This window comes from Azospirillum sp. P4_B5, assembly GCF_056402275.1.
In genome coordinates, this window is sequence record NZ_JBFUHT010000037.1 from 1 (window position 1) to 23,806 (window position 23,806).

20 protein-coding genes and 1 pseudogene are annotated in these 23,806 nt (G+C 68.4%); 7 read left to right on the forward strand and 14 right to left on the reverse strand.

From position 1 onward, the window contains the following. The 5 genes and pseudogenes from AC1DVI_RS23980 to AC1DVI_RS24000 form a co-directional block, all read left to right on the forward strand. A pseudogene (locus AC1DVI_RS23980) lies at positions 1 to 131 on the forward strand (IS5/IS1182 family transposase); the annotation flags it as partial. A 69-nt stretch (positions 132 to 200) separates the two neighbouring features. After that, complete coding sequence (locus AC1DVI_RS23985) at positions 201 to 644, forward strand: IS5 family transposase (RefSeq protein WP_476960095.1); 444 nt, start codon at positions 201 to 203, stop codon at positions 642 to 644. Continuing rightward, entirely contained in the window at positions 641 to 871 is a 231-nt protein-coding gene (locus AC1DVI_RS23990; protein ID WP_476960096.1) for a hypothetical protein, read from the forward strand. The genes AC1DVI_RS23985 and AC1DVI_RS23990 overlap by 4 nt, the downstream gene beginning before the upstream one ends. Beyond that, complete coding sequence (locus AC1DVI_RS23995; RefSeq protein ID WP_476960097.1) at positions 868 to 2,730, forward strand: SbcC/MukB-like Walker B domain-containing protein; 1,863 nt, start codon at positions 868 to 870, stop codon at positions 2,728 to 2,730. Before AC1DVI_RS23990 ends, AC1DVI_RS23995 begins: the two co-directional genes overlap by 4 nt. After that, positions 2,727 to 4,034, forward strand: a complete 1,308-nt coding sequence (locus AC1DVI_RS24000) for a Wadjet anti-phage system protein JetD domain-containing protein (protein WP_476960098.1) — start codon at positions 2,727 to 2,729, stop codon at positions 4,032 to 4,034. Before AC1DVI_RS23995 ends, AC1DVI_RS24000 begins: the two co-directional genes overlap by 4 nt. Before the next feature lie 41 nt (positions 4,035 to 4,075). Here AC1DVI_RS24000 and AC1DVI_RS24005 read toward each other — a convergent pair whose 3' ends face one another. The 14 genes from AC1DVI_RS24005 to AC1DVI_RS24070 form a co-directional block, all read right to left on the reverse strand. Next, positions 4,076 to 4,444 carry a hypothetical protein gene (locus tag AC1DVI_RS24005; RefSeq protein WP_476960099.1) on the reverse strand — a complete coding sequence of 123 codons (369 nt, stop codon included), beginning with the start codon at positions 4,442 to 4,444 and terminating at the stop codon, positions 4,076 to 4,078. A gap of 103 nt (positions 4,445 to 4,547) precedes the next feature. Beyond that, positions 4,548 to 4,712: a hypothetical protein gene (locus tag AC1DVI_RS24010; protein ID WP_476960100.1), complete on the reverse strand. Its 165-nt coding sequence runs from the start codon at positions 4,710 to 4,712 to the stop codon at positions 4,548 to 4,550. A gap of 380 nt (positions 4,713 to 5,092) precedes the next feature. Further along, the gene (locus tag AC1DVI_RS24015) at positions 5,093 to 5,710 is read right to left on the reverse strand and encodes a hypothetical protein (RefSeq protein ID WP_476960101.1); all 618 of its coding nucleotides are present in this window, start codon (positions 5,708 to 5,710) and stop codon (positions 5,093 to 5,095) included. A gap of 84 nt (positions 5,711 to 5,794) precedes the next feature. Continuing rightward, positions 5,795 to 6,247 carry a hypothetical protein gene (locus tag AC1DVI_RS24020; protein ID WP_476960102.1) on the reverse strand — a complete coding sequence of 151 codons (453 nt, stop codon included), beginning with the start codon at positions 6,245 to 6,247 and terminating at the stop codon, positions 5,795 to 5,797. Between the two features lie 63 nt (positions 6,248 to 6,310). Next, a complete protein-coding gene (locus AC1DVI_RS24025; protein ID WP_476960103.1) occupies positions 6,311 to 10,450 on the reverse strand; it encodes a hypothetical protein in 4,140 nt (1,379 codons plus the stop codon). 34 nt (positions 10,451 to 10,484) lie between these two features. Further along, positions 10,485 to 12,374 (reverse strand): hypothetical protein, encoded by a 1,890-nt coding sequence (locus AC1DVI_RS24030; RefSeq protein ID WP_476960104.1) that lies wholly within the window; start codon positions 12,372 to 12,374, stop codon positions 10,485 to 10,487. Positions 12,375 to 12,419: 45 nt separating this feature from the next. Then, positions 12,420 to 13,907, reverse strand: coding sequence for a S41 family peptidase (locus tag AC1DVI_RS24035; RefSeq protein ID WP_476960105.1), 1,488 nt, complete (start codon positions 13,905 to 13,907; stop codon positions 12,420 to 12,422). Next, positions 13,904 to 14,686, reverse strand: a complete 783-nt coding sequence (locus AC1DVI_RS24040; protein ID WP_476960106.1) for a hypothetical protein — start codon at positions 14,684 to 14,686, stop codon at positions 13,904 to 13,906. The genes AC1DVI_RS24035 and AC1DVI_RS24040 overlap by 4 nt, the downstream gene beginning before the upstream one ends. Further along, a complete protein-coding gene (locus tag AC1DVI_RS24045; RefSeq protein ID WP_476960107.1) occupies positions 14,686 to 15,234 on the reverse strand; it encodes a hypothetical protein in 549 nt (182 codons plus the stop codon). Before AC1DVI_RS24045 ends, AC1DVI_RS24040 begins: the two co-directional genes overlap by 1 nt. Positions 15,235 to 15,258: 24 nt before the next feature. Next, the gene (locus AC1DVI_RS24050; RefSeq protein ID WP_476960108.1) at positions 15,259 to 15,915 is read right to left on the reverse strand and encodes a glycine zipper domain-containing protein; all 657 of its coding nucleotides are present in this window, start codon (positions 15,913 to 15,915) and stop codon (positions 15,259 to 15,261) included. 28 nt (positions 15,916 to 15,943) lie between these two features. After that, positions 15,944 to 17,674 (reverse strand): formylglycine-generating enzyme family protein, encoded by a 1,731-nt coding sequence (locus AC1DVI_RS24055; RefSeq protein WP_476960109.1) that lies wholly within the window; start codon positions 17,672 to 17,674, stop codon positions 15,944 to 15,946. Beyond that, entirely contained in the window at positions 17,664 to 19,529 is a 1,866-nt protein-coding gene (locus AC1DVI_RS24060; RefSeq protein ID WP_476960110.1) for an ABC transporter permease, read from the reverse strand. Before AC1DVI_RS24060 ends, AC1DVI_RS24055 begins: the two co-directional genes overlap by 11 nt. 10 nt (positions 19,530 to 19,539) lie before the next feature. Beyond that, a complete protein-coding gene (locus tag AC1DVI_RS24065) occupies positions 19,540 to 20,316 on the reverse strand; it encodes an ABC transporter ATP-binding protein (RefSeq protein WP_476960111.1) in 777 nt (258 codons plus the stop codon). 20 nt (positions 20,317 to 20,336) lie between these two features. Continuing rightward, positions 20,337 to 22,526 carry a vWA domain-containing protein gene (locus AC1DVI_RS24070; RefSeq protein ID WP_476960112.1) on the reverse strand — a complete coding sequence of 730 codons (2,190 nt, stop codon included), beginning with the start codon at positions 22,524 to 22,526 and terminating at the stop codon, positions 20,337 to 20,339. Between the two features lie 337 nt (positions 22,527 to 22,863). On the opposite strand from AC1DVI_RS24070, the gene AC1DVI_RS24075 reads away from it, so the two are divergent. Next, a complete protein-coding gene (locus AC1DVI_RS24075; protein WP_476960113.1) occupies positions 22,864 to 23,019 on the forward strand; it encodes a hypothetical protein in 156 nt (51 codons plus the stop codon). A gap of 88 nt (positions 23,020 to 23,107) precedes the next feature. Further along, entirely contained in the window at positions 23,108 to 23,791 is a 684-nt protein-coding gene (locus AC1DVI_RS24080) for a vWA domain-containing protein (RefSeq protein WP_476960114.1), read from the forward strand. Positions 23,792 to 23,806: the final 15 nt, after the last annotated feature.

Below are 23,806 nucleotides of genomic sequence, written 5' to 3' on the forward strand. Positions count from 1 at the left end.
GGCGGCACTTGGTCGAGAACTTCTTCTGTAAGATCAAGGAATTCCGCCGCATCGCCACCCGCTACGACAAAACCGACACCAGTTTCGCGGCGGCCATCCAACTCGTAGCGACCGTCTTGGCAACCCGATGAATGTCAACAGACCCTAGGTCCTGTCTGACGGCCAGTTGACAGGTTGGTGATTGGGCCGAGGTGGTTGGGATGGCCCAAGGAACGAGCGGACTGCGGCGCTACGAGCTGAGCGAAGCGCAGTGGGAGCAGATCGCGGATCTGATGCCGCGCTCTGGTCCCAAGAGTGGCGGGCGTTGGCGCGATCACCGGCAGGTGGTCAACGGCCTGCTGTGGAAGCTGAACACCGGCGCGCAATGGCGCGACATCCCCGAGCGCTACGGCCCTTGGGCAACGGTCTACGAGCGTTTTGTGCGCTGGCGGCGTGAGGGGCTGTTCGACTGCATCCTCGACCGGCTGCGTTTGCGCCTGGACGAGGACGGACGCATTGACCTTGAGTTGTGGTGCCTCGACGGCTCCAACGTGCGCGCCAGCCGCTCCGCCGCCGGAGGCGGAAAAAAGGGGGCGCGGATGAGCCCGAGGACCATGCGCTCGGCCGCTCACGCGGCGGCTTCGGCACCAAGATCCATCTGGTGAGCGATGCCAACGGGCTGCCGCTGGCCGCCGTGCTGAGCGCGGGCCAGCGCTATGAGCTGCCCTTTGCCGTGGCGGCGCTGGAGGCGGTCCGCCTGCCGGGGCGCCGCGGTCGCCCCCGCACTCGGCCGCGCCAGCTGGCCGGCGACAAGGGCTACAGCGCGCCCTGGTTTCGCCGTTACCTGAGGGCAGCGCGGCATCGTGCCGGTGATCGCCATGCGCGACGATGAACGCGCCCGGCCACGGCGCGTGCGGATCGGCGAAGAAGCCCCTCATCCTGATGGTCGATACGGAGGCCGAGCTTCGCCGCGAGGAAGCCGCTATCATCCGGGACCTGATGCCCGCGGGTGGCCGGACGGTGCGCAAGCTGCGGGCGCCGGTCCCGTTCTTGCTCGGCAAGGTCGACACCCAGGGCATGCTGGACTCGGTGGAGGAGAGCCGTCGGGACGCGGAGGCGAGCCTGACCGAACAGCGGACCGCGTTGGAGCGCCCGCGCAGCGCCGAGCGCGCCCCGCGGGACGAGTTGGCGGAGCTGGAGCGCCTCACGGCGCCCGGTCTCGCGGCCAGCGAGGCGGAGTTCGATCGGGTCGCGCAAGACCGTGCAGACGCCGAAATGCGACAGCAGTTGCTCGAGGCTGCGCAGGACCAAGCGCCGATCAAGGTGATCCGCGTCGCCAAGGCGGATCTTCCCGCGACCGAGGAGGCCATCCGCGAGGCCACGGCGGAGAAAGGACGCATCAAGGGCGCCCTGCAGGGCATGCGCGAGGCCATCGGCGCGGTTGAGCGAACCATCGCGGACCTGCGGGACAAAGTGGAAGGGTTGCTCGCCTACGCTGATCACGTGATGGTCGCGTCGCAGGCGGTCGAGCGCAGGGCTGTGCTGATCGCTGAAGGCGACCCTGGGCGCCCCGAGTTCGACCGCGTGCTGATGGAGGAGGAGTTCGCGCTCATCAAGCACCCGGTCGACGACCCGCGGTGGCTGCCGGCCGCCCTCGAGCGCTTGGACGGCTACGTCCTGTTCCGCAGCGACAAGCGCCTCGCCGGCACCGAGGACGCCTTCCTCAAATCCGTCCGGGAGTACCTCCGACGCTCCGACCTGCCGCGCCCGGCGTGCGTGTCGGCGGCCCCCCTGGCCGACGACGCGGCGGGCGACGCGTCCGACGACGATCGGATGGCGACGATCGACGCGGTCGCCGCGTGGGTCTCGGGGGAGGAGGCCAACTTGCGCGACAACGAGCCCGTGCGCAAGGAGGCCGAGGCCGCCCAGGCGCGGCTGGAGGCGATCGAGACCTTCAAGGAGGATTTCGTCGGCAAGATGCGCGGCGCGTTCGACGCGATGGGCGGGCTGCTCGAGGAGCTGAACCGGCAGTTGCGCAAGCGCTCGTTCCATGGTCTGACGTACCGCTTCGCGCGCCAGGAGGCACCGGGCTACCGGGACATGATCGCGCTCATCGAGCGGTCGTCCGACCCGACCTTCGACATGCTGCTGTTCAACACCGCCCCCAAGGACGCCGACGGTCTGGACGAGGAGAGCGCGCGGGCGCTCAAGCGCTTGCAGGAGATCGCCACCGACCCCGACGCCGCCATCGGCGACATCGAGGACCCGCGCCGGTATTTCGAGTTTTGGCTCGAGATGCTGAACAGCAAGGGCGTGGTCAAGACGGACCTGGCGCGGCGCATCGGCACGGCGTCCGGCGGCCAGTTGCAGGTTCCCTACCACGTCGCGATCGGCGCCGCCCTCGCGGCGACCGCCTATCCGGATCGCAAGGGGCTCGACGGCGGAATTTCCCTGGCCCTGTTCGACGAGGCGTTCAACAAGATGAACGCCGCGGTGATCGACGAGGTGCTCGCCTTCAACCGGAGCATCGGCCTGCAGACGGTGATCGCCGCGCCCGATAAGGAGCGGACGACCTTCGAGCAGCTCATGGAGACGATCGTGACGATCTCCCGCATCGGCACCTCGGTGATGATCGACACGCAGCACGTCAAGGATCTGGCCCGGGAGCGCTTCCGCTCGGAGAACCCGCGGCTGCTGGGCTTCGCGGCGTTCAAGGAACACGCGGTCGGCGCTTCGGGAGGCGTCGGGTGACGGCGTCCCGCCCACCGGCGGTCCTCGACGGCCCGGCGCGCGATCTGCTGGGGCGCCTGCTGCGGCGGGGCGACCGGCGCCGGGACGGCGCGGCCGTGGCGGAGAAGCCGGACTACGCGCGGCTGCCGACCGGCCAGGACGAGGCGCGCTTTCTCAAGGCGCTCGCCGCAGCGGAAGCGGCCGGCGCCGTCGAGGTCCGCATGGGCAACCACGAGCGCGCCCACCTCATGGACAAGGTCCTGCTCGCCGATCTGGAGGCGCTCGCCGCCTTCCTCGGCGTGCGGCGGGCGACGGCGCAGGCCCGGGACCTGGGCGAACGGATCCGCCGGCTCCTGCCGGCCGACGCCCGCTGGCTCGACGGGCTCGCCGAGCGCGCCTGCGGGCGCTGGGCGCGCGGCGACAGCGCCTTCGGGCAGGCGCCCTCGAACGAGGCCGGCATCGACCAGCGATTCCGGATCCTCGCGGCGCTGGCGCGCGGCGAGGCGGAGGGCGTCGATCCGCGGACCTTCTCCGTGCGGGTGTTCCCGACCCATCCGATCGACGCCAGCAAGATCGTCGAACGGCACCGGACCGGGCTGGTGCGGATGCTGCGCTCGGTGGCCCAGGCCGACAACGAGGACGCGGAGGCCGCCCTGTCGTCGGGTCTCGCGCCGAAGACGGACGAGGGGCTGGGCGATGACGAACTCCTCGCCTGCTTCGGCCTGACGCGTTTCCCGGCCCCGGTCTTCCTCAGCGGTCCGGTGGCCGTCCGCTTCGGGAACACGCCGGAGAACGGCCTGCTGCTCGGCACGGCCCCGCCCTTCGTGGCCGTCCAGCGCGAATGGCTGGACGGGCTGTCCTGGAACGGCGAAGGCCCTTTTTCGATTCTGACGGTCGAGAACCTCACGTCCTTTCACCGCAAGGTGCGCGAGGCGCGGCAGGCGGACGTGTGCGTGGTCTACACCGGGGGTTTCCCGAGCCTCACCGTGATTCGGGCGCTGCGCCATCTGCTCCGCGCGGCCCCGACGCCACCCCGCCTGTTCCATTGGGGCGACGTCGACGCCGGCGGCGCGCGCATCGCCGGACATCTGGAGGACAGCCTCGGGACTGCGGTCGTTCCGCACCTGATGGACGTATCGACCGTGCGCCGCTTCGGGCGTGCCGGGCGCGCGGGCGACGTGACGGCGCTCAGCCGGCGCCCCGGAGCGGTCGGGATCATCGCCCGGACGATTGTGGAAACCGGCCTCCTCCTCGAGCAGGAGGCCGTGGATCCAGTGCCCGTTGGCAACGCTTTCGGGAGCGTCCCCCATCAGCGCGGCGGGTAGCGTCCGGCATCGTCCACGAAGGCAAAGGGTGACCGATCTCGCTAATCGCCCGGCGCCGGATCGCGTTCTGGCACCAACGGAGCGAAAGTCCAGGATGTGTAGCCCCGGCGATCGAGATAGTGTTTGCGGGCGAGGATTTCCGCCAGCTCGTGCCCGCTGATCTCATCCTTCTCCACGCGACGGGCCAGGCTACGAAGCGCCTTGGTCAGCTCGAGCGATTTGTCCATCGCCTGATTCAACCCCTCGAGCATTGCTTCGAGCGACTCTTCGTGTTTCGCCAGCGGCACCGCCGTCCGATAGACAGCCAGCATGGCATCAGCGGCTGCTTCACTCACCTTCTTCAGCGATTCCACATCACGCTTCAGCGTGGCGACGAGGATCATGCACTCCGTGTCGATCGTGTCGGTCATGCGTTCCGTTCCTTACCGAGGGCACCACGTTCGTGCGGTGCCGGGAAGGGAAGATCGGTTCACACGCTGAGGGCGTCCTCCGAACCTGCGGAAGCTTCCCCACTCACGCGCCCGGCGGCAGCACCAGGCACAGCTGGCCGTCGACCATAGCCGTGTGGAGGCGGTAGTTGATCGACGCGATCGCCTCGGTCAGCTTCGCCAGCCGCGCGCCCTTGTAGTAGCGATTCCGGGTCTGCCCGTGCTGCGCGCGCCCCATCAGCTCGCTCACCCGGACATCCGGAACCTCGCGGTTGAACAGGTGCTATATGACGAAGAGAGATGTGAAGAAACTTCTCGCAAATTTTGATTGCGGAAGATATCAAATATTAGATCACAACGCTGAATTTGACCATCCCTTCATTGACATCAGTGAGGCGCCTTCGGAAGGCCTGACATCTTTGAAGTCGTTTTTGGAGAATTTCTGACCTGGACCTTGCGCATTATGCAGTAGCCGTCCGCGCGGACAATGAAACCGGAAACGGGCAATCCAGAACCCCATACGTGCCACATGACACCATCGCCGGGCCGCGTTCATCCGCGGAGCGAATCAGGGCGAAGCGATTCAGGAATGTCGCCTCTCCGCGGATGACCGCAGCCGCCGGGCTGTGCTCACAGTCGCTTCAGGGTGCACTGATTGAAGGCTTGGATCGCGTCTCCGGCGGTTCGCGTCGGCACGTCGAGCATGCTGCCGCGGCTATCGTTCAACGAGACACTGGCCGATTTGCCGAGGTGACGCATCAGGCTGGATGCGTCGAAGCTGCCCGGGGGGATCCAGGCAACGTGCTGGGTCACGGCCTGAAACTGCTGCCGCATCGTGATCCCGTTGCTGAAGCGGATGGTTCCGGCAAAAAGCGGGGCTTTCTCGCTGAAAGACCGCTTGTTTGTCTCAAGAATTACGCGCAGACCGCTGTCCTGGCTGACCTGAAAGGTGACGCCACCCGCACCGCCGGAGGTCCAATCCATCGCGCAGTATCGAAACGGCGGCTTTCCCGGATTCCGGATGTCGGCATAAATCACCTTCCATCCCTCACCGGTTTGCGCCAGGAGCGTTTCTCCGGGTTTCATTGGCGCGGATGGTGCCGCCGTGGGGGTGGAGGCGTCGGCGCGTTCGAGCATTTGGGCGAGGGTGGGCCCCGTCGCCGGCGTGGCGCCGTTCTGGTGGGTCTGGCAGGCGGTGAGCGCCAAGGCGCCTGCCGCCACCGCGATCAGACCGGAAATGCGCTGCATGGGGGAACTCCGTAAAACGACATCGGTGGCGGAATTTTCTGAACCGGGCAGGCGCGGAACGCGCGGTGTCTTCGTACCCGGTGATCAAGAGCCGTCTGCGGTGGTGACGTGAAAGACGCCGTCCGTTTCGTTGCGGGCAAGGACCGTTCCGCCTTGGCTCCAGAACTCCAGGCATTCCGTATGGGAGGCACCCGCAAGGCAGAGCCGGTTGTCCTGAAGGAACCAGCGCTCCGGCATCGGTTCAGGCGGCGCGGCGAACAGCGAACGGCCGGCACGGTGGCCCGGAGCGAGATGGATCGTCCATCCGGACGGGTTGCACATCGCCGACCGGCACAGGGCCGACGATATGAAGAACCACGTGGGGCGGTCGGTCGGTGCGAAGGTTTCGGGGGAGACGCGGGTAGCGTCCGCGGGAATTCCGCCGAACAGAGACTTTGGAGCGACGGGTTGCGCCCCGGTCGTCTGATGGTTGCAGGCGACAAGACCCACGCACAGCGCCAGCAGCGCGGCGCGGCGGATCACCCTGAGACGTGTCACCGCCTTCTCCTTGCAGTACGTGCAGGGACAGGACGGGTGGGCTGCCCCCGTCCTGTACATCCTCTATTTGCCGAGCTTCGCCTTGGTCGCGCCAGCCGTCACCCGATCGCCATCCACCCAACCTTTGGCGGTCTGGAAGAGAACCTGCGTGATCTCGGTCGGCTCGTGCGTGTCGAGCGAGAGGTTCAGGATCGACGCCACGGGCGAAGCCGCGACCCAAGCCGGAACATCCTTGGCGTAGAGTTGCGCCGTCACCATGGATGCCTGCACGCCGTCGCGCGCGGCCGGCACCGTGTAGTTCGTCACCACGGCCCGGACGCCGCCGAAGCAGAAGGCCTCGCGCGCCGCGTTCCAGCTTTTCCGCCCCTCGGTGGTAAGGTCGATGTTGACGACTTGCTGCGTGTTGCCAAAGCCGGCGTTGCGCTGTTCGGTGCCGGCCACGCGGACCAGACCGCCGGCGGTCAACGCCTCCAGCTTCGACGTGTCCTGACTCCAGGGCCCTGAGGCGACCACCGGCAGAGGCCACTGGTTCTTGGGGTGGGTGTACCCCGTGGTGGCACAGACGAGCCGCCCGTCCTCGATCCCGGCGGCCATGTCGGCCTTCGTCGCTTCCTCGCTGTTCGGGTCGAGCAGACGGGGAAGCCGCCGCCAGTCCTCCATGAGCGACTGCCAGACAGCAGGCTGGACGTCCACCGACTTGCCGGCGGCCTCGACCGCGACGCCAACCAGCCCCTTGCCCTTCTCAAGCTCCTTCAGGCTCACCTTGGCAGGCGTCGTTCCGGACAGGGTTAGCGTGTGGGTCCGGCCGAACAGGCCGGGCGCTTCGTATCCGGTGACCTGCACCGGGGCGGACGGATCGGCGGCCAAAGCGCAGGTCAAATCCCGCAGCGTCCGTGTGCCGTCGGTGACACCCAGCGCAACAGCGGGCGCGCCATCCTTCAGGTTCGCTTTGCCAATGGCCTTGTCGCAACTCGCCTGCTTCTGCTGGGCGCGAATGGCGACGATCCGGTCGTTGGCCGCCACGGCGAAGCGTTGCGCTACCGGATCGGGCAACTCGTCCCCTGTCCGGGCGCGCAGCTCGACGATCTGCGACACCCCCTCGTCGGAAGCGGGAATCTCGGCCAGCTTGGCGCGGATTTCGGCGTCGAGCTTGGCCAGGATCGCGTCCGCCCGGTCCTTGCCCGCCTTGCGGATGGCCGCGGTTGTCGGCGCGTCCAAGCCGACGATCGGGCCGCCGGCGAGGTCCATGGCGTCGGTGTAGCCCTCGGGGGTTTCGGGCAGCTCGGCCAAATTCTTCAGGATGGTGGCGTGAAACTCCTTGCCGATCTCCGCCTTGCGCCGCGCGATGGCGTCGGCAATCCGGGTCGCCGCGTCCTTGGGCAGCGTCGTGGCATCCGCCGACCGCGCCAACTCCTCGATCCTGCTCAGCCCGGTCCCGTCCGCGCCGACGGCGGCGATTTCCTTGCCCAGCACCTCCTCCATGACGGCTGTGCGGCGCTGCGATGCGGCCTCCGCGAAGGGCTTGGCAATCGCTTCGGGCAGGGCGGCGATGCTCGGCCGCGCCATGAGACCGTCGATGGTCTCGAGGCCGTTCCTCTCGGCAGGAACGGCGGCGACGGAGGCCCGGAACTCGCCGATGGCCTTGCCGGCGATGATGCCGCGCCGATCCTCGAATGCCTTTTCCAGACCCTGCGCGGTGTCGGACCACAGCGCCGGGGCGGAGGAGCGAACACTGTGCGCCACGGCCTGAAGCCGGTCGAGGCCCTCCAGCGTCTCCGGAATCTGCGCCAACTGCTCCTTGATGGCCGCGGCGACGCGGGCGGCGTGGACCTCGCCGAACGCCTTCAGCTCCGCCGTGGCCGCCTTGCCCTCCTCGATGGGGAGAGCGGCGAGGATCGGGCCGGTGCGGCCGCCGTCGCGCAGTTCGGCCATCGCCTCGATGGTCGCCGGCAGTTCCTTCAACCGCGCCAGTTCGCCGGCCAGCGCGGCGCGCTGCTTCGGGATGTCGCGCAGCCGTTCGATATGCGGGGCGAGCGGCTTCAGAAGCTTGATGTTTCCGGAGATGAGGTCGGCACGCCGGGTTCCCGTCATGCCGCGCGCGCAGATGTCCAGCTTCTGCTCCACCTCGGTCACCTGCGCCGGCTCCCAGTTGGTTGCCGGAACGCCGAAGCTGGCGCTTGAGAGCGGGTCGAGCACGCCCTTCGGAATGGGCGGCTTGCCGCCGAGCACCAGGTCCAGCGGAACGCCGTCCAGCGCCCAGGACAGGGCGGAGGCGCAATCGCCGCTGCCGAAGCTCCCTGCCGCGGGCGGCTTGCCCTTGGCGAGGTCGGGTTCCGGCAGGGCGGAGGCGAAGCTGCCCAGATCCTGCCCCTGATACACGAAGCCCGTCGGCTTGTGGCTTTGGAAGGCGTCGAGCAGCGCTGCGCGCTCCTCCACCGTGACGTCGGGCGTGAGGTTCGGCAGCAGGATGGGGATCAGCGTGTGGATGTGGTCGTACTTTACCCCGCGCAGGATCGCCGCGAAATCCTTGGCGGGCAGCGGCTTTTGCAGCGCGGGAACCAAATGGAGATACGCCTGCCGCCGGTGGTGCTCGTCCTGCGGCAACCCCCCGATGTCCAGGAACTCCGTGGCGGATAGGCTGCTCCGCCGCGCCGCGATGGCCTTGATCAGGTTGGCGCGCGCGTCGGCGTGGAACGGCTGCATGTACAGCGCCAGTTCGTTCGCCGTCAGTCCGGGGTCGAGCCGGGCGGCCAGCGCCGCCAGGGCGGAGAGACGCGGGTGGTCGGACAGATTGCCCAGCAGCGTCGGAAGGTCGCTGGGCTTCAGGTTGTCGACCATGACCGGGGCAAGGACGTCGATGGCCTGCGCGCGGCCGTGAGCCTGCAGCGCACCCAGAATGGTGGCGGCGTCGGCCACCGTGAGGTCCGGCCTGAACAGCGGGGCCAGCGCCGTGATGGCCTCGACCCGCTCATGGTCCTTGATGCCGCCGAGAAGCGAACGCGCCGCCTCGGGACGCTCATTCGACGGTATCGGCAGCATCAGCGGCGCCAGCGCCTTGATCCCCTGCGAACGGTTCCGTTCCTGCATGGAACCCAGCGCCGTGTTCACCTCCGCGACCGTGAGGTCCTGGCCGATCTGATGAAGGATGGTGTGCAGGGAATTGTTGCGCTCACCGTCCTTGAGGTTGCCGAGCAGGTCCCGAAGAACGGCGCTGCGTTCGGCGCCAGGGATCGGCCCCATGATGGGGGCGAGCCCCCGTTGCAGGGCCTGCACACGCTGATAGCCCTCGATGCCCTGGAGAAAGGCAATGGCGGTTCTCGCCGGCAGTTCGCCGCCAAAGGCGGGCGCAAGCTGTTCGACCGCAGGGACGCGGTCGCCTTCCTTAATGCCGGCCAGAAGGGTCGTCGCCGCGGCCACCTGCTGATCCACCGGAACGGGGCTGAGCTTCGTCACCAGTTCGCGGATCGCCCGCACGCGGCCGTACCCCTGGATCCGATCCAGCAGGGCGGCGATCTCCGCCGGGGGCATGCCGCGCTCGGGCAGGCGCGGAGCCAGCAGGGCGATGAGGTCCAGCCGGGCGTCGCCCGCAAACTCACCCAGCACGAGGCTCAGGTCGGCGAAGGACAGCCTGTTCGGAAGCTTGTCCGCTCCCTGGCGGATGCTGCGGTGGCGTTCGGAGTCCTTGGCCGGCAGCGTGGCGACGAATTGGCGGATATCCTCCGACGCGGCGGCGGTGGCTGGAGGCGGCAACGGCGCGTCCTTGGGCGCCGGAGGCGCCGCCGACGCTTCGGCCGCCTTCGGCTGGGGCTTCGCCTCGGCTTTCGGTTCCGGCTTGGCTTCTGCCTTCGCCTCGGCCGGTGCGGCGGCTTTGGCCTCGGCGATCAGGCGCTCGATGTCCTTCGGGTCGAAGGCGCCGATCTTCTTGCCTTCGGCCAGCAGCCTGCCGAGTTTGGTCCCCGCGTGTTCGGCGACGATGCGTTGGACGTCGGCCTGTGCCTTCGTCAGCAAGTCCAGACGCTTGGCCGCGTCGGTCTCGGCGCGCGCTTTGGCGGTCAGGTTCATCGCTTCCACGAAGAGTTCCTGCGCCGGGTCGGCGGCGAGAACGGCCTGGATCGGCGCCCCGGCCGCGGCGGCCAGCAGGAACACCGCCGCGCCCCGGCCCAGCCATTTCTTGCCCAGCGGTGCCTTGCTTTGCGTGGTCATGGGTTTGTTGTCTCCGAACTTGGGGCGGCGCGGATCAGGGGCGCTTCTTGGGGATGAGCGTTTCCCAGGGGGTGTTGTTGATGGTGATGCTGCCATCGGGGGTGATGTCGACGCGGTACGCGTGCGCGTTGCGGTCGCCGAGCTTCGACGGTTCGCCCAGGCCGCGCAGCCCGACGATGACAGGCACCATCTCGGCAAGCCGCGGCTGGGTGGCACCGTCCTTGTCGAGACGGGCCTTGATGAGGTCCAGGCCGACGACCTGCACGTCGAACCCGCCGGACACCATCAGCTTTGCCATGGGATTGATCATGACGGCACCGGTCGTGCTGATCTCCGCCTGCTTCGCCGCGACCGTCAGCGTTTTGACTCCCAATTCCGGCTTCGCCTCGAACACGGCGTTCTGCATGGCGGAGAGGGGGTTGGCCGCGGCGGTCTGTCCCGTGCTGCCCTGGAACCACGACTTGGCCAGTTCGGCGACGGTCTTGGCGGGCAGACGATCGAGCCGCATCGAAGCGGTCAGGCCGTGGGGAAGCAACTCGTCCGGGACCTGCTTGACCTCCTGAAGCGCGGTCGTGACCTTCTGCACGTCCACGCCGATCTCGATGGCGGCCAGGGCGGCCTTGTTGTCGTAGCCTATGTCGAGGGCCAGGCGCTCCGCCGACAGGATGGTCTGCGCTCCCTCGGCGAAGGCAAACCCGTCGACCGTGTAGCTCAGCTTCATGCCGTCCCATGCGGCCTGCGCGAGGATGTCGAGAAACTGCGAGGCAGAGTGGTTCTTATCCTGCTTTGCGCCGATCGCTTGAAGGCCGCCGAGGTCCTGAAGCCGCTTCATGGTCTCGACGCTGATGCCCCGGCCTTCGCTCCCGATGACGAAGCGCTTCACCGAGAGGCGCCGATCGCCGGGTTCGGGCGGAGTCACGAGGAGGGCATTGATTTCCAGAAGGCCGGTCATCGACAGGGTGCCGTCGGCCTCCTTCGTCGCCTGCCGCCCCTTCAGCGAGTCCAGGCGGTAGATGTCAACGATCGCGTCGCCCTTGTGGGCGTGGGCGCGAAGGTCCGTCAGGTCGAGGTCGCCGTCGGTCAGGAAGCCCAAGTCCGTGCGCCACGTTCCGGACGCCTTGCCTTCTCCGATGGTGAATGACATCAGCTTCTGCGTATGGCTGACGAACATCGCCACTTCGGGCGGGACCTTGAAAGCGACGAGGTAGCCTTTGTCTCCGGCCAGACGCTTCACGCCGACGTCGATGTCGCCGAACTCGAGCCGCGTGCTGCCCATTTCCACCTGAAAGCCGCGGAGTTGGACGACGATCCGGTCTCCCTGCTCGACCGCGCGCAGCGGCTCGCGCACGCTGGGGGAGAGTGGCACCGTCCGCGTTGCCAGGAAGGTGTTGATCCCGACGGCGATGTCGGACAACATTCGGCCGGTCGGGGTGGCTGGATCGGCGTCGATGGGCAACCCACGCACGCGGGCCGGACGCGGCGGTTCCGAAGCCGGCGGTTCCGAAGCCGGGGCGGTTGCCGGTGCCGCATCCGGCGCGGCGGCGACCTGCGGCGCCGGTTGCTGCGCCGGCTGGCGTTCCGCGGGCTGCGGCGCGGTCTGGCCGCCGGCCTCCGCGAGAAGCTGTTCGACCTGCTTGCGTTCGAAGGCGCCGATGCGCTGGCCGTCGCGGAGCAGGGCGGCGAGCTTGGTGTCCGGGTGCTCGGCGACGATCTTGTCCAGGTTGCCGATGACGCGCTTGAGCATGTCGGCCCGCTTGGCGGCGTCCGGCTCGTTGCGGGCCTTGGTGGTCAGCGTCAGCGCTTCGGAGAACAGGGTCTGCGCCGGATCGACCGCCCATGCGGCCATCGGTTCGCCGACCGCGGCGGCGGCCAGAATGAACACCGCCGCACCCCGGCCCAACCACGTCTTGCTTTGCGTCTTCATCAGTCGTCTTCTCTCTGCTTCTGTCGTCCTGGGCTGGACGGCGGTTCAGTCGTCGCGGTTGGCCGGCCGAAGCGGCGCCGTCGGGTCGGTGGCGTCGTCGTGGGCCGGTGGCAGGGCTGCAGCGGCTTTCGACGGGACCTTCGGAGCGCTCCGCGTGGGCGCCGGGCGCGTGATGGCAGCCGGGGAGACGGCTGCCGGGGCGGCCGGCGGTGCGTGGCGCAGGTCGAGCGGGCTCGTGACGGTTCGGGCCTGCTCGCGCCGCACGGCGGCGGCGGCGGCGGCGGGCAGCGGCGGCATCAGGCACAACTGCCCGCCGCCCGGCCCGTTCAGCACGACCGGCCGCATCCGGCCGAGGCCGTTCTTCCAGCCCAGTTCGTCTTCCGCCTGCGGGGCCGCCCGGCGGTCCGGCAGAGGGGCGACCCGGCACACGACCCGCGCGTCGTCGAGGAAGGCGTCGAGCGTGCGCAGCACCTGCGCCGTGTCGTGGATGTTTCCGGCCACCGGCAGGTCGGGGTTGAGGCCCTTGCCCGCGCAGTCCACACCGGCGGGGTCGAGGATGCGCGCCGTCGTCAGCACCAGCCCGCCGCCGTCGGGCAGCGGAAAGGTTTTCTGGGCGACGCACTTGCCGTAGGTCGTCTGGCCGATGGTGAAGCCGTACCGCCAGTGCGTCAGGGCGCGGACGAAGACCTCGGCGGCGCTGACGGTCTGCGGGCCGACCAGGAGGTAGACGACCGGGGCAACCACGTTCTGGCCGGTGCGACTCCGGAACGGTGTCTCCTGGCCGGTCGCGTCGCGCGTCACGGCGACCGGCACGGCGCGGTCGAGGAGCAGCGACACAGCGTCGATGGCTTCCAGCAGGTCACCGCCCTTGGCGTACCGCAGATCGAGAATGGGGGCGCCGGGTCCCGAGGCGGCGCGGGACAGCGCGGCGCGCAAGGCCGGCACCGTCCGTCCCTTCTCGAACACGTGCAGGCGGATGATGGTGCGCCCGTTCATCATCAGGGTCTCGACCGGCGGTATCTCGAACGCGCGCAAGGGAACGCGGCGCGTGGCGCGCTGGCCGGTCACGAGATCGCGCAGCGTCAGTTCCACCTCGCCGAGGGTGTCGAGCAGGATGCGCAGATCATCGACGTCGGCGGGCGGCGTCCGCCCGTTCACGGCGAGAAGGAGCGACGGGCCGGAGATTCCGGCCGCCGCCGCCGGGCTGCCCTGGAGGGGAACGACCAGCAGGCCGTCCGGCGTCTCCGTGACCAGGGCGCCCATGCCGCGGTGCGTGGCGCCCGCCGGCTTGCGCGCTGCGACGTCCTTCGGTGTCAGATAGCGGGAATAGGGGTCCAACGTCGCGAGATAGTCCTGGAACGCCGCCACCGATCGGCGCGGGATGCGCGCCGGCTCCGGCCGGGCCAGATGGTTGGCCGAGACGATCAGCGCCGCCGAGTCCAAATCGACCCCGGCCCCGGCCAGGACCGGGGTCGCACGCCACGCCGGAGCGGCGGCCAGCAGCAGGCCGGACAGCAGGATGGCACGCTTCACCGCGCCACCTCGCCCGTGCGACCGCATTGCTGGACGATGAGGGCGGCCAGCTGGCTCTCCCAGGACCCGTTTCCGGACAGGATGCGGCTGGGGTGGAAGCCGACCACGGCGCCCGGCTGCTGCTTGCCCCCCCAATCGGTGAAGCTGACGGGGCTGTGGCAGATGCGCCGGTGCGGGACGCACCACCAGTCTGTCGAGTCGACGCCGTCGGGCGCGTCGGGGTGATGGCGGAAGCCCAGCCGCCGGTCGATGCGGACCGGAACCAGGCCGTTCGGCGCGGACGAGCCGGCCGCCCGTTCGCCTTCATAGATCAGCGCCCAGTCGCCGGACGTGTCTTCGCAGCGAAGCTCCTCGACGACCACGACACGGTTCTCCCGCGCCGCGCCGGGCGACGGCGCGCTGCCCAGCCGGCGTTGCAGGGCCTCGTCCACCAGCGGTCCCTGGGTGGGCAGGCCGGAGTCGAGGCGGAAGGCCCGCACCGCCGCAACCAGACGGGCGGCGTCCGGGCTGTCCGTCGCTCCGCCGTAATAGCCCAGCCGGGCCATCTCCTCGGCCAGCCAGCGCAGGGTGGCCGCGTCCATGCGGTCGGTCAGGTGAGCACCGGCCGCCGGTGTTGCGGCTGCCTGCGCCGGCCGGTTCGGCGTGACCCAGGTGACGGTGCGTGATCCGGCCCCGTCCGGGGCGGCGGGTGCCGCTCCGGGGTCGGAGCAGGCGACCACGCCGCCGGCCAGGAGACCGCAGGCCACGCCGGCGAGGATCCGCTTGCGGAAAGCGCGCATCATTGCCCCTTGAGCGCCGCCGCGATGTCGTCGCTGAGGGCATCGCGCTGCCGCGTGAGGCGCTCGACCTCGCGCTGCACCTCCGCATCGTCCGCTCCGCCGGCGTTCGCCTTGGCGCGGGCTTCGCCGATGCGGCGGTTGATGTCGGCCAACTGCTGGTTGAGCGCCTTCTTGCGGCTGGCCTGCTCCTCCGTCGATGCCTTGAGGCTGTTCAGGCGGCGCTGGAGCGTAGCGTTGTCCTTGTCCAGCGAGGCGAGCTGGACCTGGGCCCGGGTCCGCTCGCCGGCCGAGGCGGTCTTCTCGCCCTGGAGACGGTTGTTCTCGGACTGAAGCTGCTGCGCGATGCTCTGCGCTGAGGACAGGGTCTGCTTGCGCTCCTCGACGCGCTGTTCGTAGCAGCCGCTCATCAGGCCGGCGGCCCCGCCGATGAAGCCGCCCTGCCGCGGATCGCATTGCTGGGGCGTGGACTGGCAGGCCGAAAGGGCGAGCAGGGCGGCGCCGGCGGTCAGCAGGACGCGCGTCCGGGTCGCGATGCGAACGAAAACCATGTCGGATTCCTTGGAGTCGTGGGCTTACAGGTACTGGCCGAGGGTCGCGCTCTGCGTGCCCATGTCGTTGACCATTTTCTGAAGCTCGCCGATTTCCTTCTCCAGGGAGGCGACCTGGACCTTCATCGCCTGCGCGCGCGGGTTGGCGGCGCCGCCCGGCGCGGTTTCGGCCTTGGCCAGCACTTCCTTCTGAACCAGCAGTTCCTTGTCCAGTTCAGCCATCAGCTGTGTGTTCTTCTGGCGCCGCTCGTCGAGCGAAGACTTCTGGGCGACCAGCTGGTCCTTGCGGGCCTTGCCGGCCTTGGCCTGGGCGGCCAGACGCTTGGTTTCCTTCTGGTCCAGGGCGATTTCCTCGCGCAGAAACCCGTTGCGCTTGCTGACTTCGGTGTTCAGGGCGCGGGTCTGCGCAATCTGCCCGTCGTAGAAATCCTCGTCCGACGCATAGGCGTTCCGGCGCTCGTCGATGACCGAGCCGGCGACCAGACCGACGCCGCCACCGATGGCCGCGCCGATCAGGGCGCCCTGCCGGCCGCCGACCAGCGCCCCGATGAGGCCACCGATGGCCGCGCCGCCGACGCCACCTTGGACGGTGGCGTCGTTCTTGCCGGAGGTGGCGCAGGCGGTGAGCAGCAGCGACCCGATCACGGCCGTGCAGACGGACATCTTCAGGGTGCGTTTCATGGGAGTTCTCCTTCCGACCGGGCTGCGGTCAAAGCTGGTTGAAAACGTTGGTGTCCTTGAAGCGCTGGATGATGGCGTCGCGCCACGCCTCGAAATCGGCCTTCTTGGTTGTGAGCGCGGCCAGGTGGTCGGCGAAGAGGTCGAAAGCGACCTTGCCGGCCAGGTTGACCTTGCCGGCGGCGATCTGCGCCTTGAAATGTTCAGCGCTGGCGGACGCCAGACGGTCGCCGCAACCGCCGACCTCGCTCAGCTTCTCCTGGTACTTGGCGAAATAGATGTCGGCGTCGACGCGGTTGCTCGCCGCGTTCTTCAGGACGTCGGCGACCTGCTGCTGGTCGGTGGCGCTGAGATCGGTGCGCTTCGACCGCAGCGCCGCGAAGCGCTCGTAGAATTCGGCCTGGCGGACGGCGCGGCCGTACAGCGTGGCGAAGAACACGCCTTCCTCGAGCGACTTGGAGCAGACCTCCTGGTTGCGCAGGTCGAGCTGCTTGGACGCATCGGTCAGCGCCGAGCGGACCTGGGCCAGTTCGCGTTCGAGCTTCGGGTCGCGCGTCTCGCTCATGGTGCTGGAGATCTGCACGAGGCTGGTCTGTGCGGTCTGCAGCGCGTTCGACGCCTGCGCGCCGCCGTTCAGCAGGGATTGGCCGGCCGGAGTCTTGGCACGGATCGTCTCCATGTAGGCTTGGTGCTCGCGCTGGAGTTGTTCCATGTAGCCCTTGGTCGGCAGCACCGGGCTGCCGATGGCCAGACGGAAGCCGGTGGTGGGCGAGCGCACCTCGACGATGGCGTCGCCCTTTTCCTGGTAGAGACCGACCTCCGACCGCGCCGCGGAACGGATGCTGCGGTCGGTGTCGAGGAAGCTGCCGCCGCGCGCCACCAGCGCGCCGGTCTTGCCCTGACCAAGCTCGGCCTGGAACAGGTTTGCGGTCAGCTCCTGCACGTTGCCGAACATGTCGTGCAGCCCGCTGACGCCGTCCAGCGAGCCGATGCGCCGGGGCTTGCTCTTCGCGTTGGGCTTCACGAAGGCGTAGGTCTTCCATTCCTTGCGGTCGAAGGGCAGGGCCGCGGCGAAGTTCGGGTTGTCCACGCCGCCGCGCGCCGCGTATTCCCACTCCACCTCCGTCGGCAGGCGCAGGAAGCCGGGCATGCGGTAGTTTTCGCCCTGCGCGCCGATGGTTGGCAGCTTGGACCGGCAGGTTTTGTCGGCGTAGCACCACCGGTTGTACTCGGCGAGGACGTTCTGGACGTCGTACCAGGAGACCCACGCCATGGGCATGGACAGCTCGCGGTCGAGGTCCTCGCCGGTGAGCTTCGCGAGATCCTTTTCGTCGGGGTTGCCGGATATCTCGATCAGGCGCTGCACGCCCTTTGCCATGTCGCCCTGGCCGAGCACGGCGGCGACCTGGGCCTTCGACACTTCGTACTTGCCGATGTGGTAGACCCAGCGCTTGCCCTGGTCGTCCTGGAACGAGCCGCCGACCATTGCCTTCTGCGGGGCTTCGAAGATTTCGCCTTGCGGGTCGCCGATCTGCACGACGCGCTCGAAGCTGCCCCAGAAGTTCTCGCCGGGCACGGCGATCTTGCGGAACACCATCTGCAGGCCGCCAGGCATCGGCAGCAGGAAATCGTCCGGGGCCGGGCACGGGTCGAAGCGGGAATCGCCCTCGCCCTCGTGGTCGCATTTCGCGAAGGCCGGCGCCGACAGGCCGGTGACGACGGCGGTCAGCGCGGCCAGGACCGTGAAGCGTTTATTCGACACGAATTGCCTCCGCAGGATCGATGCGGGTGGAGCGCCACGCCGCGTACAAAGACGCCAGGACGGCGCCGACAACGGTGGCCGACGCGGCGCCGGCCAGGATGGACGGGGGCAGGTGGCACAGCCGCTCGCCCAGCTCGAGATCACCCGCGAAGACCCCGTTGATGACGGAGGCCAGCGCGTAGAAGCCGCCGATGGCGAAGCCGGAGGCCAGCAGCGCCAGGATGGCGCTCTGCCACACGGGGAAGCCGAACACGGAGCGTGGCGGCAGGCCCATCAGGCGGATCAGCGACAGGTCGCGCCGTTTGCGCTCCACCGCCGCATAAAGGCTGGCGACCAGCGCCGCCATGCCGCCCAGGATGCCGACCACCGCCACCAGCCAGAAAATGCGCGTCAGGCCGCGGTCCAGGGTGCGGATGCGCTCGATGGCCTGAACCTTGGCGTTGGTTTCGATCCCTTGGTCGCGCAGATGCCGGTGCAGACTGGCCACGTCGTCGATGCTGCGGGCGTAGAGCCGGAAGCCGCGGTAGCCCGCGGGGGCCAGGAGCAGCGCCCCCTGCGCCGGGTCGTGGGCGACCTGACGCTGGGTGGCGGTGCGCAGCGCGCCCAGAAGCTCGGACGGAACGATCGCGCGCGGCCCGGCGACGACGCCTTCGACACGGACCGGCAGGTCGGCGACGGTGACGCCGGAGATTCCCCCCGCGGACAACCGGACGCCGACCGTCCCGGTCGCGGCGATGCCCCGGGGCAGCAGGATACGGGCGTACTCGTCAAAGCGGCGGGCCTCGCTGGACGGCCCCCAGGGCAGATCCGGCAGGCCGAGCGCCGCCGCCTGCTCCGGCGGCAGCGACAGGCCAAGCACCGGCACCGCCGCGCCGCCCAGTTGCAGGGTGCTGTCGTGCAGGAACGGGATCACGACGGCGTTGCGGCCGCGCACCTTGTCCTTGACCGACCGCACCGCCTCCCAGCCGACGGGGGCCTGGACGACCTCCAGCGTCAGCGCACCCCAGCCGTCCGGCAGTGCGATGCCGGTCCGCGCGGCCAGCGCTTTCGCGGGCAACGGGTCCATGCGGGTGAAGCCGGTGCCGATGGTCAGCGTCCGCGCGGTCAGCGGATCGATCCGCTCCGGCGTCAGCACGTAGGCGCCGTCGAAGCTCTGGTGGGCGTGGGGCGTTCCGCCGGGCCAGCCGCGGGCGGGCACAGCAAGCCCCTCGCGGTAGTTCTCCACGTCCATGGCCAGCGGCAGGGTCGTGTAGACGCGCGGCAGCGGGTCCGCGCGCGGCGGCAGCACGGCGGCCACGGTCAGGAGCTGCGTCGCCGTCTCGCGCCGTCCCTGGCGGACGCGGGCCACCTGAAGCTCGACGCGCTTGCCGGTGACGACCTTCAGCTTGTCGGCGGCGTCCGCGGACAGGACGGCCTCGTCGGGGCCGGGGATCGGCGTGTTGTTTTCCAGAAGCAGCGGGTCGCCCCCCGCCGTCGGCAGCAGGTCCAGCGGCTCGCTGCGGTCGCTGCCTTCCGGCGCCAAGCGGACGATGGAAGAACCGCGCAGGATCGTCGGCACCACGAAGCTGACGCGCGGGTCTCGCGCGGTGCCCGCGAACCAGGATTCCGGCAAGGCGAGCGTGCCGTCGGGCTTCAGTTCCCGGAAGACCGGGTCTTCGACCAGGCGGTTGCGCAGCGTCTCGATGGTGCCGTTCTTCAGCCCGAGCAGAAGCAGCAGCGGCGCCAGGATGGCGGCCAGCGCCAGAACCATGCACAGGCTGAGGATCCATTCGTGGCGCAGGTCGGCCAGGGCGAGCCGCCCGATGGTCCAGCGTTCGGGCGTGCCGGCGGGGCGCGAGGGGGCGCGTCTGGTCATCGGTGCGCCCTCATGAGAGGCGGTGGCAGACCGAGCGGACTTCGGTCGGCGACGGGTGCGACAGGGTGAAGCTGTAGGTCGCATCCGCGAAGGGACGGACGAGGTCGTGGTCGTGCGTGACCATGACGATGGTCGTGCCGCGGTCGCGGGCCAGGGCCGCGAAATCGGCCACGATGGCGCCGGCGCGGGCCTTGTCCACGGCGGCGGTCGGCTCGTCGGCCAGGATGATTCGCGGCTTGTGGATCAGCGCGCGCAAGATCGCCGCCCGCTGGCGCTGACCGCCGGACAGGTGCTGCGGCTTCTTGGACAGCATGCCTGCGATGCCGATGCGCTGCGCCAGCGCCTGGATCTCCTCCCCGCCGGCGGTCGCTCCGGCAAGGCGGGTGGGCAGGCGGATGTTCTCCTCCACCGAGAGGAAGGGCAGCAGCCCACCGGTCTGGAGCACGTAGCCAAGCTGCGTGCGCCGGATGGCGGCCAACCTGTCCTGGTCGCCGAGCGCCCAGAGATCCTGGAGGTCGGCGGCGGGGAAGCCGTGCCCGGCGCCGAGCACAAAGCCGGCGCAGGACGTCGGCCGCAGCACCAGGGCGAGCGTGTCGAGCAGCGTGCTCTTGCCGCAACCGCTGTCGCCGACGATGGCGACAAACTGCCCGGGCGCGACGGCGAAGTCGGGCACGTGCAGTTCGAAGCGCGCGTCGGCCTGGCTGCGCGCCTTGCGCAGGTCGCGGACGGACAAGAGGGCGTCCGCCGCCGTGGCGACGGACGCGAGCTTGCGGATCGTGGTGGTCATGGACCGGACGGCGCCTTGGATCAGGGCAGGGCGTCGAGCGGCAGGGCGTAGACCTTCGCGGAGTCGGTGCCGCGCCCGTCCAGAACCTTCCAGGCGTCCACGTTGGCGTTCACCTCGACGTAGTACTGGAGCTTGGACTGGAGCGACTGCTCCAGGGTCACGCGCTCGTCGGGGGTCAGCGCCTCGTAGGTGGCGTTGTTCATCTCCATGATCGCGCTGCGGTACGGCAGCTTTTCGATCCACTTGGGCATCAGCTCGGTCTGCGCCAGCTTTTGCGCCTTTTCGAAGTCGATCGGCGTGCCGGTGGTCGTCTGGGCCATGACCGACTGGAGCGCGGTGAAGAACTCCAGCTGCGCCACTTCCGCGGTGGATAGCGCATCGGTGACCTTCTGGAGGGCGCCGATCAGGTCGTTCAACTCCGTCTTGCTGACCAGCACGCGGACGTCCAGCGCCTTCTTGCTCGGGTCGATCAGGTCGCGGTCCATCGCCCAGAAGGTCAGGTCGCGGACGGTGTCGCCGCCCAGATAGTTGATGAGGGCGGCCGCCGCGACCTCGTTGATCTTCTGAGCCTGCTCCTTCACCTCCGGCTTGTCGGCCTGGGCGCCCAGCAGCTCCTTCTGGCGGGCTTCCGGGTTCCAGCCTTCGTCCTTCAATTCGCCGTCCCCGTCGGCGGGGGCTGCGGAGGCCGTCGACGACGGAACCGTCACCGACTCGCTGAGTGTGTCCGGAACGACCTCGCGGCCCTTGCGCGCCGCCTCGACCAACTGGGCGAGCTGGCCGGAAATCACCTTGACCGCCGTCGCGTAATCGTCGGGTTTGTCGGCATCGAGGGAGATGAGGGCAGGAGCGCTGGTGCCGGGGTTGTTGGCCAGCGTCGAGAACTGTTCTTCCGCCTTCGGGTGATCCTTGGCGTAGCGCGGCGCCTTCAGGTGGATCGAAAAGACGGACACATGCTGGTCGTTGGTCATGTGTCGCAACTCGGCCGCGCTCAGGTGCGTGGTGCTCTGCTTGTGGCCCGGCTCATGGGCCGAGGCGTCGCCGACCATGACCATGAAGCGCAGAGCGCCGTCGGTCCAGGCGGTCTCGTTCAGCGCAGTCTTGACTCCCGCGTAGCCTTCCTCGGCGTAGTCGTCGCTGCTGACGGCGGAGGCGCGGACCTGCTGCTCGATCACCGACACGAAATCGGTGTCCTGAAGCAGCTTGGGCGTGAAGTTCTTCGACACGAATTCCAGCTTCGGCTCGACCCGCAGGTCGTCGCGGTAGCCGACGAATCCGAAGCGCACGGCCTCCTTCAGCATCGGATCCTTGGTAATGGCGCGCGTGAGGTCGGTGATGGCCGTCTTCGTGCTCTCCACGAACGGCCCCATCGAGCCGGTCAGGTCCATCACGAAGACGATGTCGACCTTCAGCCCCTTGGCCGCGTCGCCGGACAGGGTGGCCTTTGCGGTGCTCGCCTGGGCGTAGGCGGCGTTGCCCAGCGTGGTCTGGTTCTTCTCGTCCGACCGCTTGCCCGGAACGGCCGCCGCGAGCTGGAGCAGCCGCGCCTCGTCGTCGAACTTGGTGACGGACTTGAAGTCCAGGACGGGCAGCACATAGAAGTTGTCTTCGATGTCGGCGAAGCGCTTGGGCTCGATCGACACGACCGACTTCGGCTTTTCGCCCTTCTCGACCGACTCATAGATCTTGCCGGCTTCGGACTCCCGGTCCTTGCCCAGGGCGATCCGCTCCAGCGCTGTCTGGTCGTCGAACATCAGGACCGGATGGCGCGCTTCCTTGCCGACCCCCGGGTGGGTGTAGGCGACGACCAGCGCCTGCCGCCACTCCATGACATCCTTGGCCGGCATCCAGCCCTCCGGCTTGGTTTCGCCGCCGCCGACCTGATACCAGCCCTTGGGGTTGGTCGGGTCGGTGTAGTCCACCTCCTCGCGCGCGAAGACGAACAGCGGGCGGAAAGCCGGCACGTTCTCGACGGCGACGTTGCCGGGGGAGGCGTCCTTGGACTTGAAGATGCTGGCGCTCGGACGCGGCAGCACGCGCAACGGCAGCAGCGTCTCGGTCTCGCGGCAGGGCTTGCCCGCCTCCTGGCACTGGATCTGGTAGCTCGCGCCGGCGGAGGCCGGCAGGGCGGCCAGCAGAGCAGTCGGCATGGCGGCGAGGAGCGCCCAGCCTGCAACCGAAGAGCGCAGGCTGAGTTTCGCGAGGGAGGGCATCTGCAATTACCTCTTGCGCGTCTTGAGAATGATTCGCGGCGCAGGTCGCCTGCGTTGTGGAAAACAAAACAAATCAGTCCAAGACTCGCAAGTGGATTTTCCGCTGTGTGAAGGCTTTGATCAAGGCTCAGAAAAAAGAAAGTGATTATTAACCATAAAACACAACAGTTTCTTGCGGTGAAATTTCTCGCGTGGTGAAACCGCTAAAGATGCACATTCGGCCAAATTGGCTCAACCTTCAATCACTGCGGCGGTTTGGCGCAGCGCTAACGAGGGTATAAGGACCGTGGCTTAGCGTATTGACGTTGGCAGATTGCCCGTGTATGCCGGAAAAATGATGACGATTTCGATCGGAAATCCATCGGTTTGGCCAAGCGCCAAAGCGAACGGCTCGACTGCGGTCGGTGCGCAAAATGCTGATTTTTATTGCGCCGGACGCAGCGAACATTTTGCTTCCCGCGCAGGATTTCTTGAAATAGAAAGTCGGCCTTGAACGTTTTCAAAAGCAAACAAGCCTGCGCGTTTTACGGGTGTATTCCCCGCCCGGTTTCCTGCCGCGGCTCACAGCCTGAAGGTGCCTTATGGATGAACAACTCATTCCCGATGTCGCGCTGAAAAGGAACAAGGCGGAGCGCCTTCCCTGTGTCGTGGTTGTGGATGGATCGCTGTCGATGGGGCACAGCGGCGCCATCGCCGATCTCAACGAAGGCCTGAAGCTGCTCGCGGCGGACCTGAAGGACGACGACGACGCCTGCGACGCCGTGCAGGTCGCGATCGTCCGCATGGGCGATGATGATCAGGTCGAAACCCTGGTCCCCTTCACCGACGCCGCCGATTTCCGGGCTCCGACGGTTCGCGCCAACGGCTCGACGCCGCTGGGCAAGGCCGTCGACATGGCCATGTCGATGATCGAGGACCAGAAGCAGCGTTATCGTCAGGCAGGCGTTACCTACAAGCGGCCCTGGCTGTTCGTCATGTCCGACGGCGAGCCCACCGACGACATCCAGGAGATCGCGTCGCGCGCCCGTCAGGCTCAGGACGACAAGAAGTTTATCCTGTGGGCGATCGGCATCGGCCGTCAGGTCAACCTGGGGCCGCTGTCGCAGTTCTGCACCCCCGATCGCCAGCCGGTCCGCCTGGAGCAGAGCAAGTTCAAGGAGATGTTCAAGTGGATGTCGGAGTCGGCCAAGTCCGGCTCGAAGAAGGCGTCCGGCCAGCAGGTCTCCATGGCCAATCCGAGCGGCTGGATGTCCGCGACGCTCTGACCCGGCCGATGGACT

What these genes read in the sequence shown, in the direction of transcription:
- AC1DVI_RS23985 (WP_476960095.1), top strand. Translation starts at nt 201, where the DNA reads ATGGCCCAAGGAACGAGCGGACTGCGGCGCTACGAGCTGAGCGAAGCG.
- AC1DVI_RS23995 (WP_476960097.1), top strand. Translation starts at nt 868, where the DNA reads ATGAACGCGCCCGGCCACGGCGCGTGCGGATCGGCGAAGAAGCCCCTC.
- AC1DVI_RS24005 (WP_476960099.1), bottom strand. Translation starts at nt 4,444, where the DNA reads ATGACCGACACGATCGACACGGAGTGCATGATCCTCGTCGCCACGCTG.
- AC1DVI_RS24015 (WP_476960101.1), bottom strand. Translation starts at nt 5,710, where the DNA reads ATGCAGCGCATTTCCGGTCTGATCGCGGTGGCGGCAGGCGCCTTGGCG.
- AC1DVI_RS24025 (WP_476960103.1), bottom strand. Translation starts at nt 10,450, where the DNA reads ATGACCACGCAAAGCAAGGCACCGCTGGGCAAGAAATGGCTGGGCCGG.
- AC1DVI_RS24030 (WP_476960104.1), bottom strand. Translation starts at nt 12,374, where the DNA reads ATGAAGACGCAAAGCAAGACGTGGTTGGGCCGGGGTGCGGCGGTGTTC.
- AC1DVI_RS24040 (WP_476960106.1), bottom strand. Translation starts at nt 14,686, where the DNA reads ATGCGCGCTTTCCGCAAGCGGATCCTCGCCGGCGTGGCCTGCGGTCTC.
- AC1DVI_RS24045 (WP_476960107.1), bottom strand. Translation starts at nt 15,234, where the DNA reads ATGGTTTTCGTTCGCATCGCGACCCGGACGCGCGTCCTGCTGACCGCC.
- AC1DVI_RS24050 (WP_476960108.1), bottom strand. Translation starts at nt 15,915, where the DNA reads ATGAAACGCACCCTGAAGATGTCCGTCTGCACGGCCGTGATCGGGTCG.
- AC1DVI_RS24060 (WP_476960110.1), bottom strand. Translation starts at nt 19,529, where the DNA reads ATGACCAGACGCGCCCCCTCGCGCCCCGCCGGCACGCCCGAACGCTGG.
- AC1DVI_RS24065 (WP_476960111.1), bottom strand. Translation starts at nt 20,316, where the DNA reads ATGACCACCACGATCCGCAAGCTCGCGTCCGTCGCCACGGCGGCGGAC.
- AC1DVI_RS24070 (WP_476960112.1), bottom strand. Translation starts at nt 22,526, where the DNA reads ATGCCCTCCCTCGCGAAACTCAGCCTGCGCTCTTCGGTTGCAGGCTGG.
- AC1DVI_RS24075 (WP_476960113.1), top strand. Translation starts at nt 22,864, where the DNA reads ATGACGATTTCGATCGGAAATCCATCGGTTTGGCCAAGCGCCAAAGCG.
- AC1DVI_RS24080 (WP_476960114.1), top strand. Translation starts at nt 23,108, where the DNA reads ATGGATGAACAACTCATTCCCGATGTCGCGCTGAAAAGGAACAAGGCG.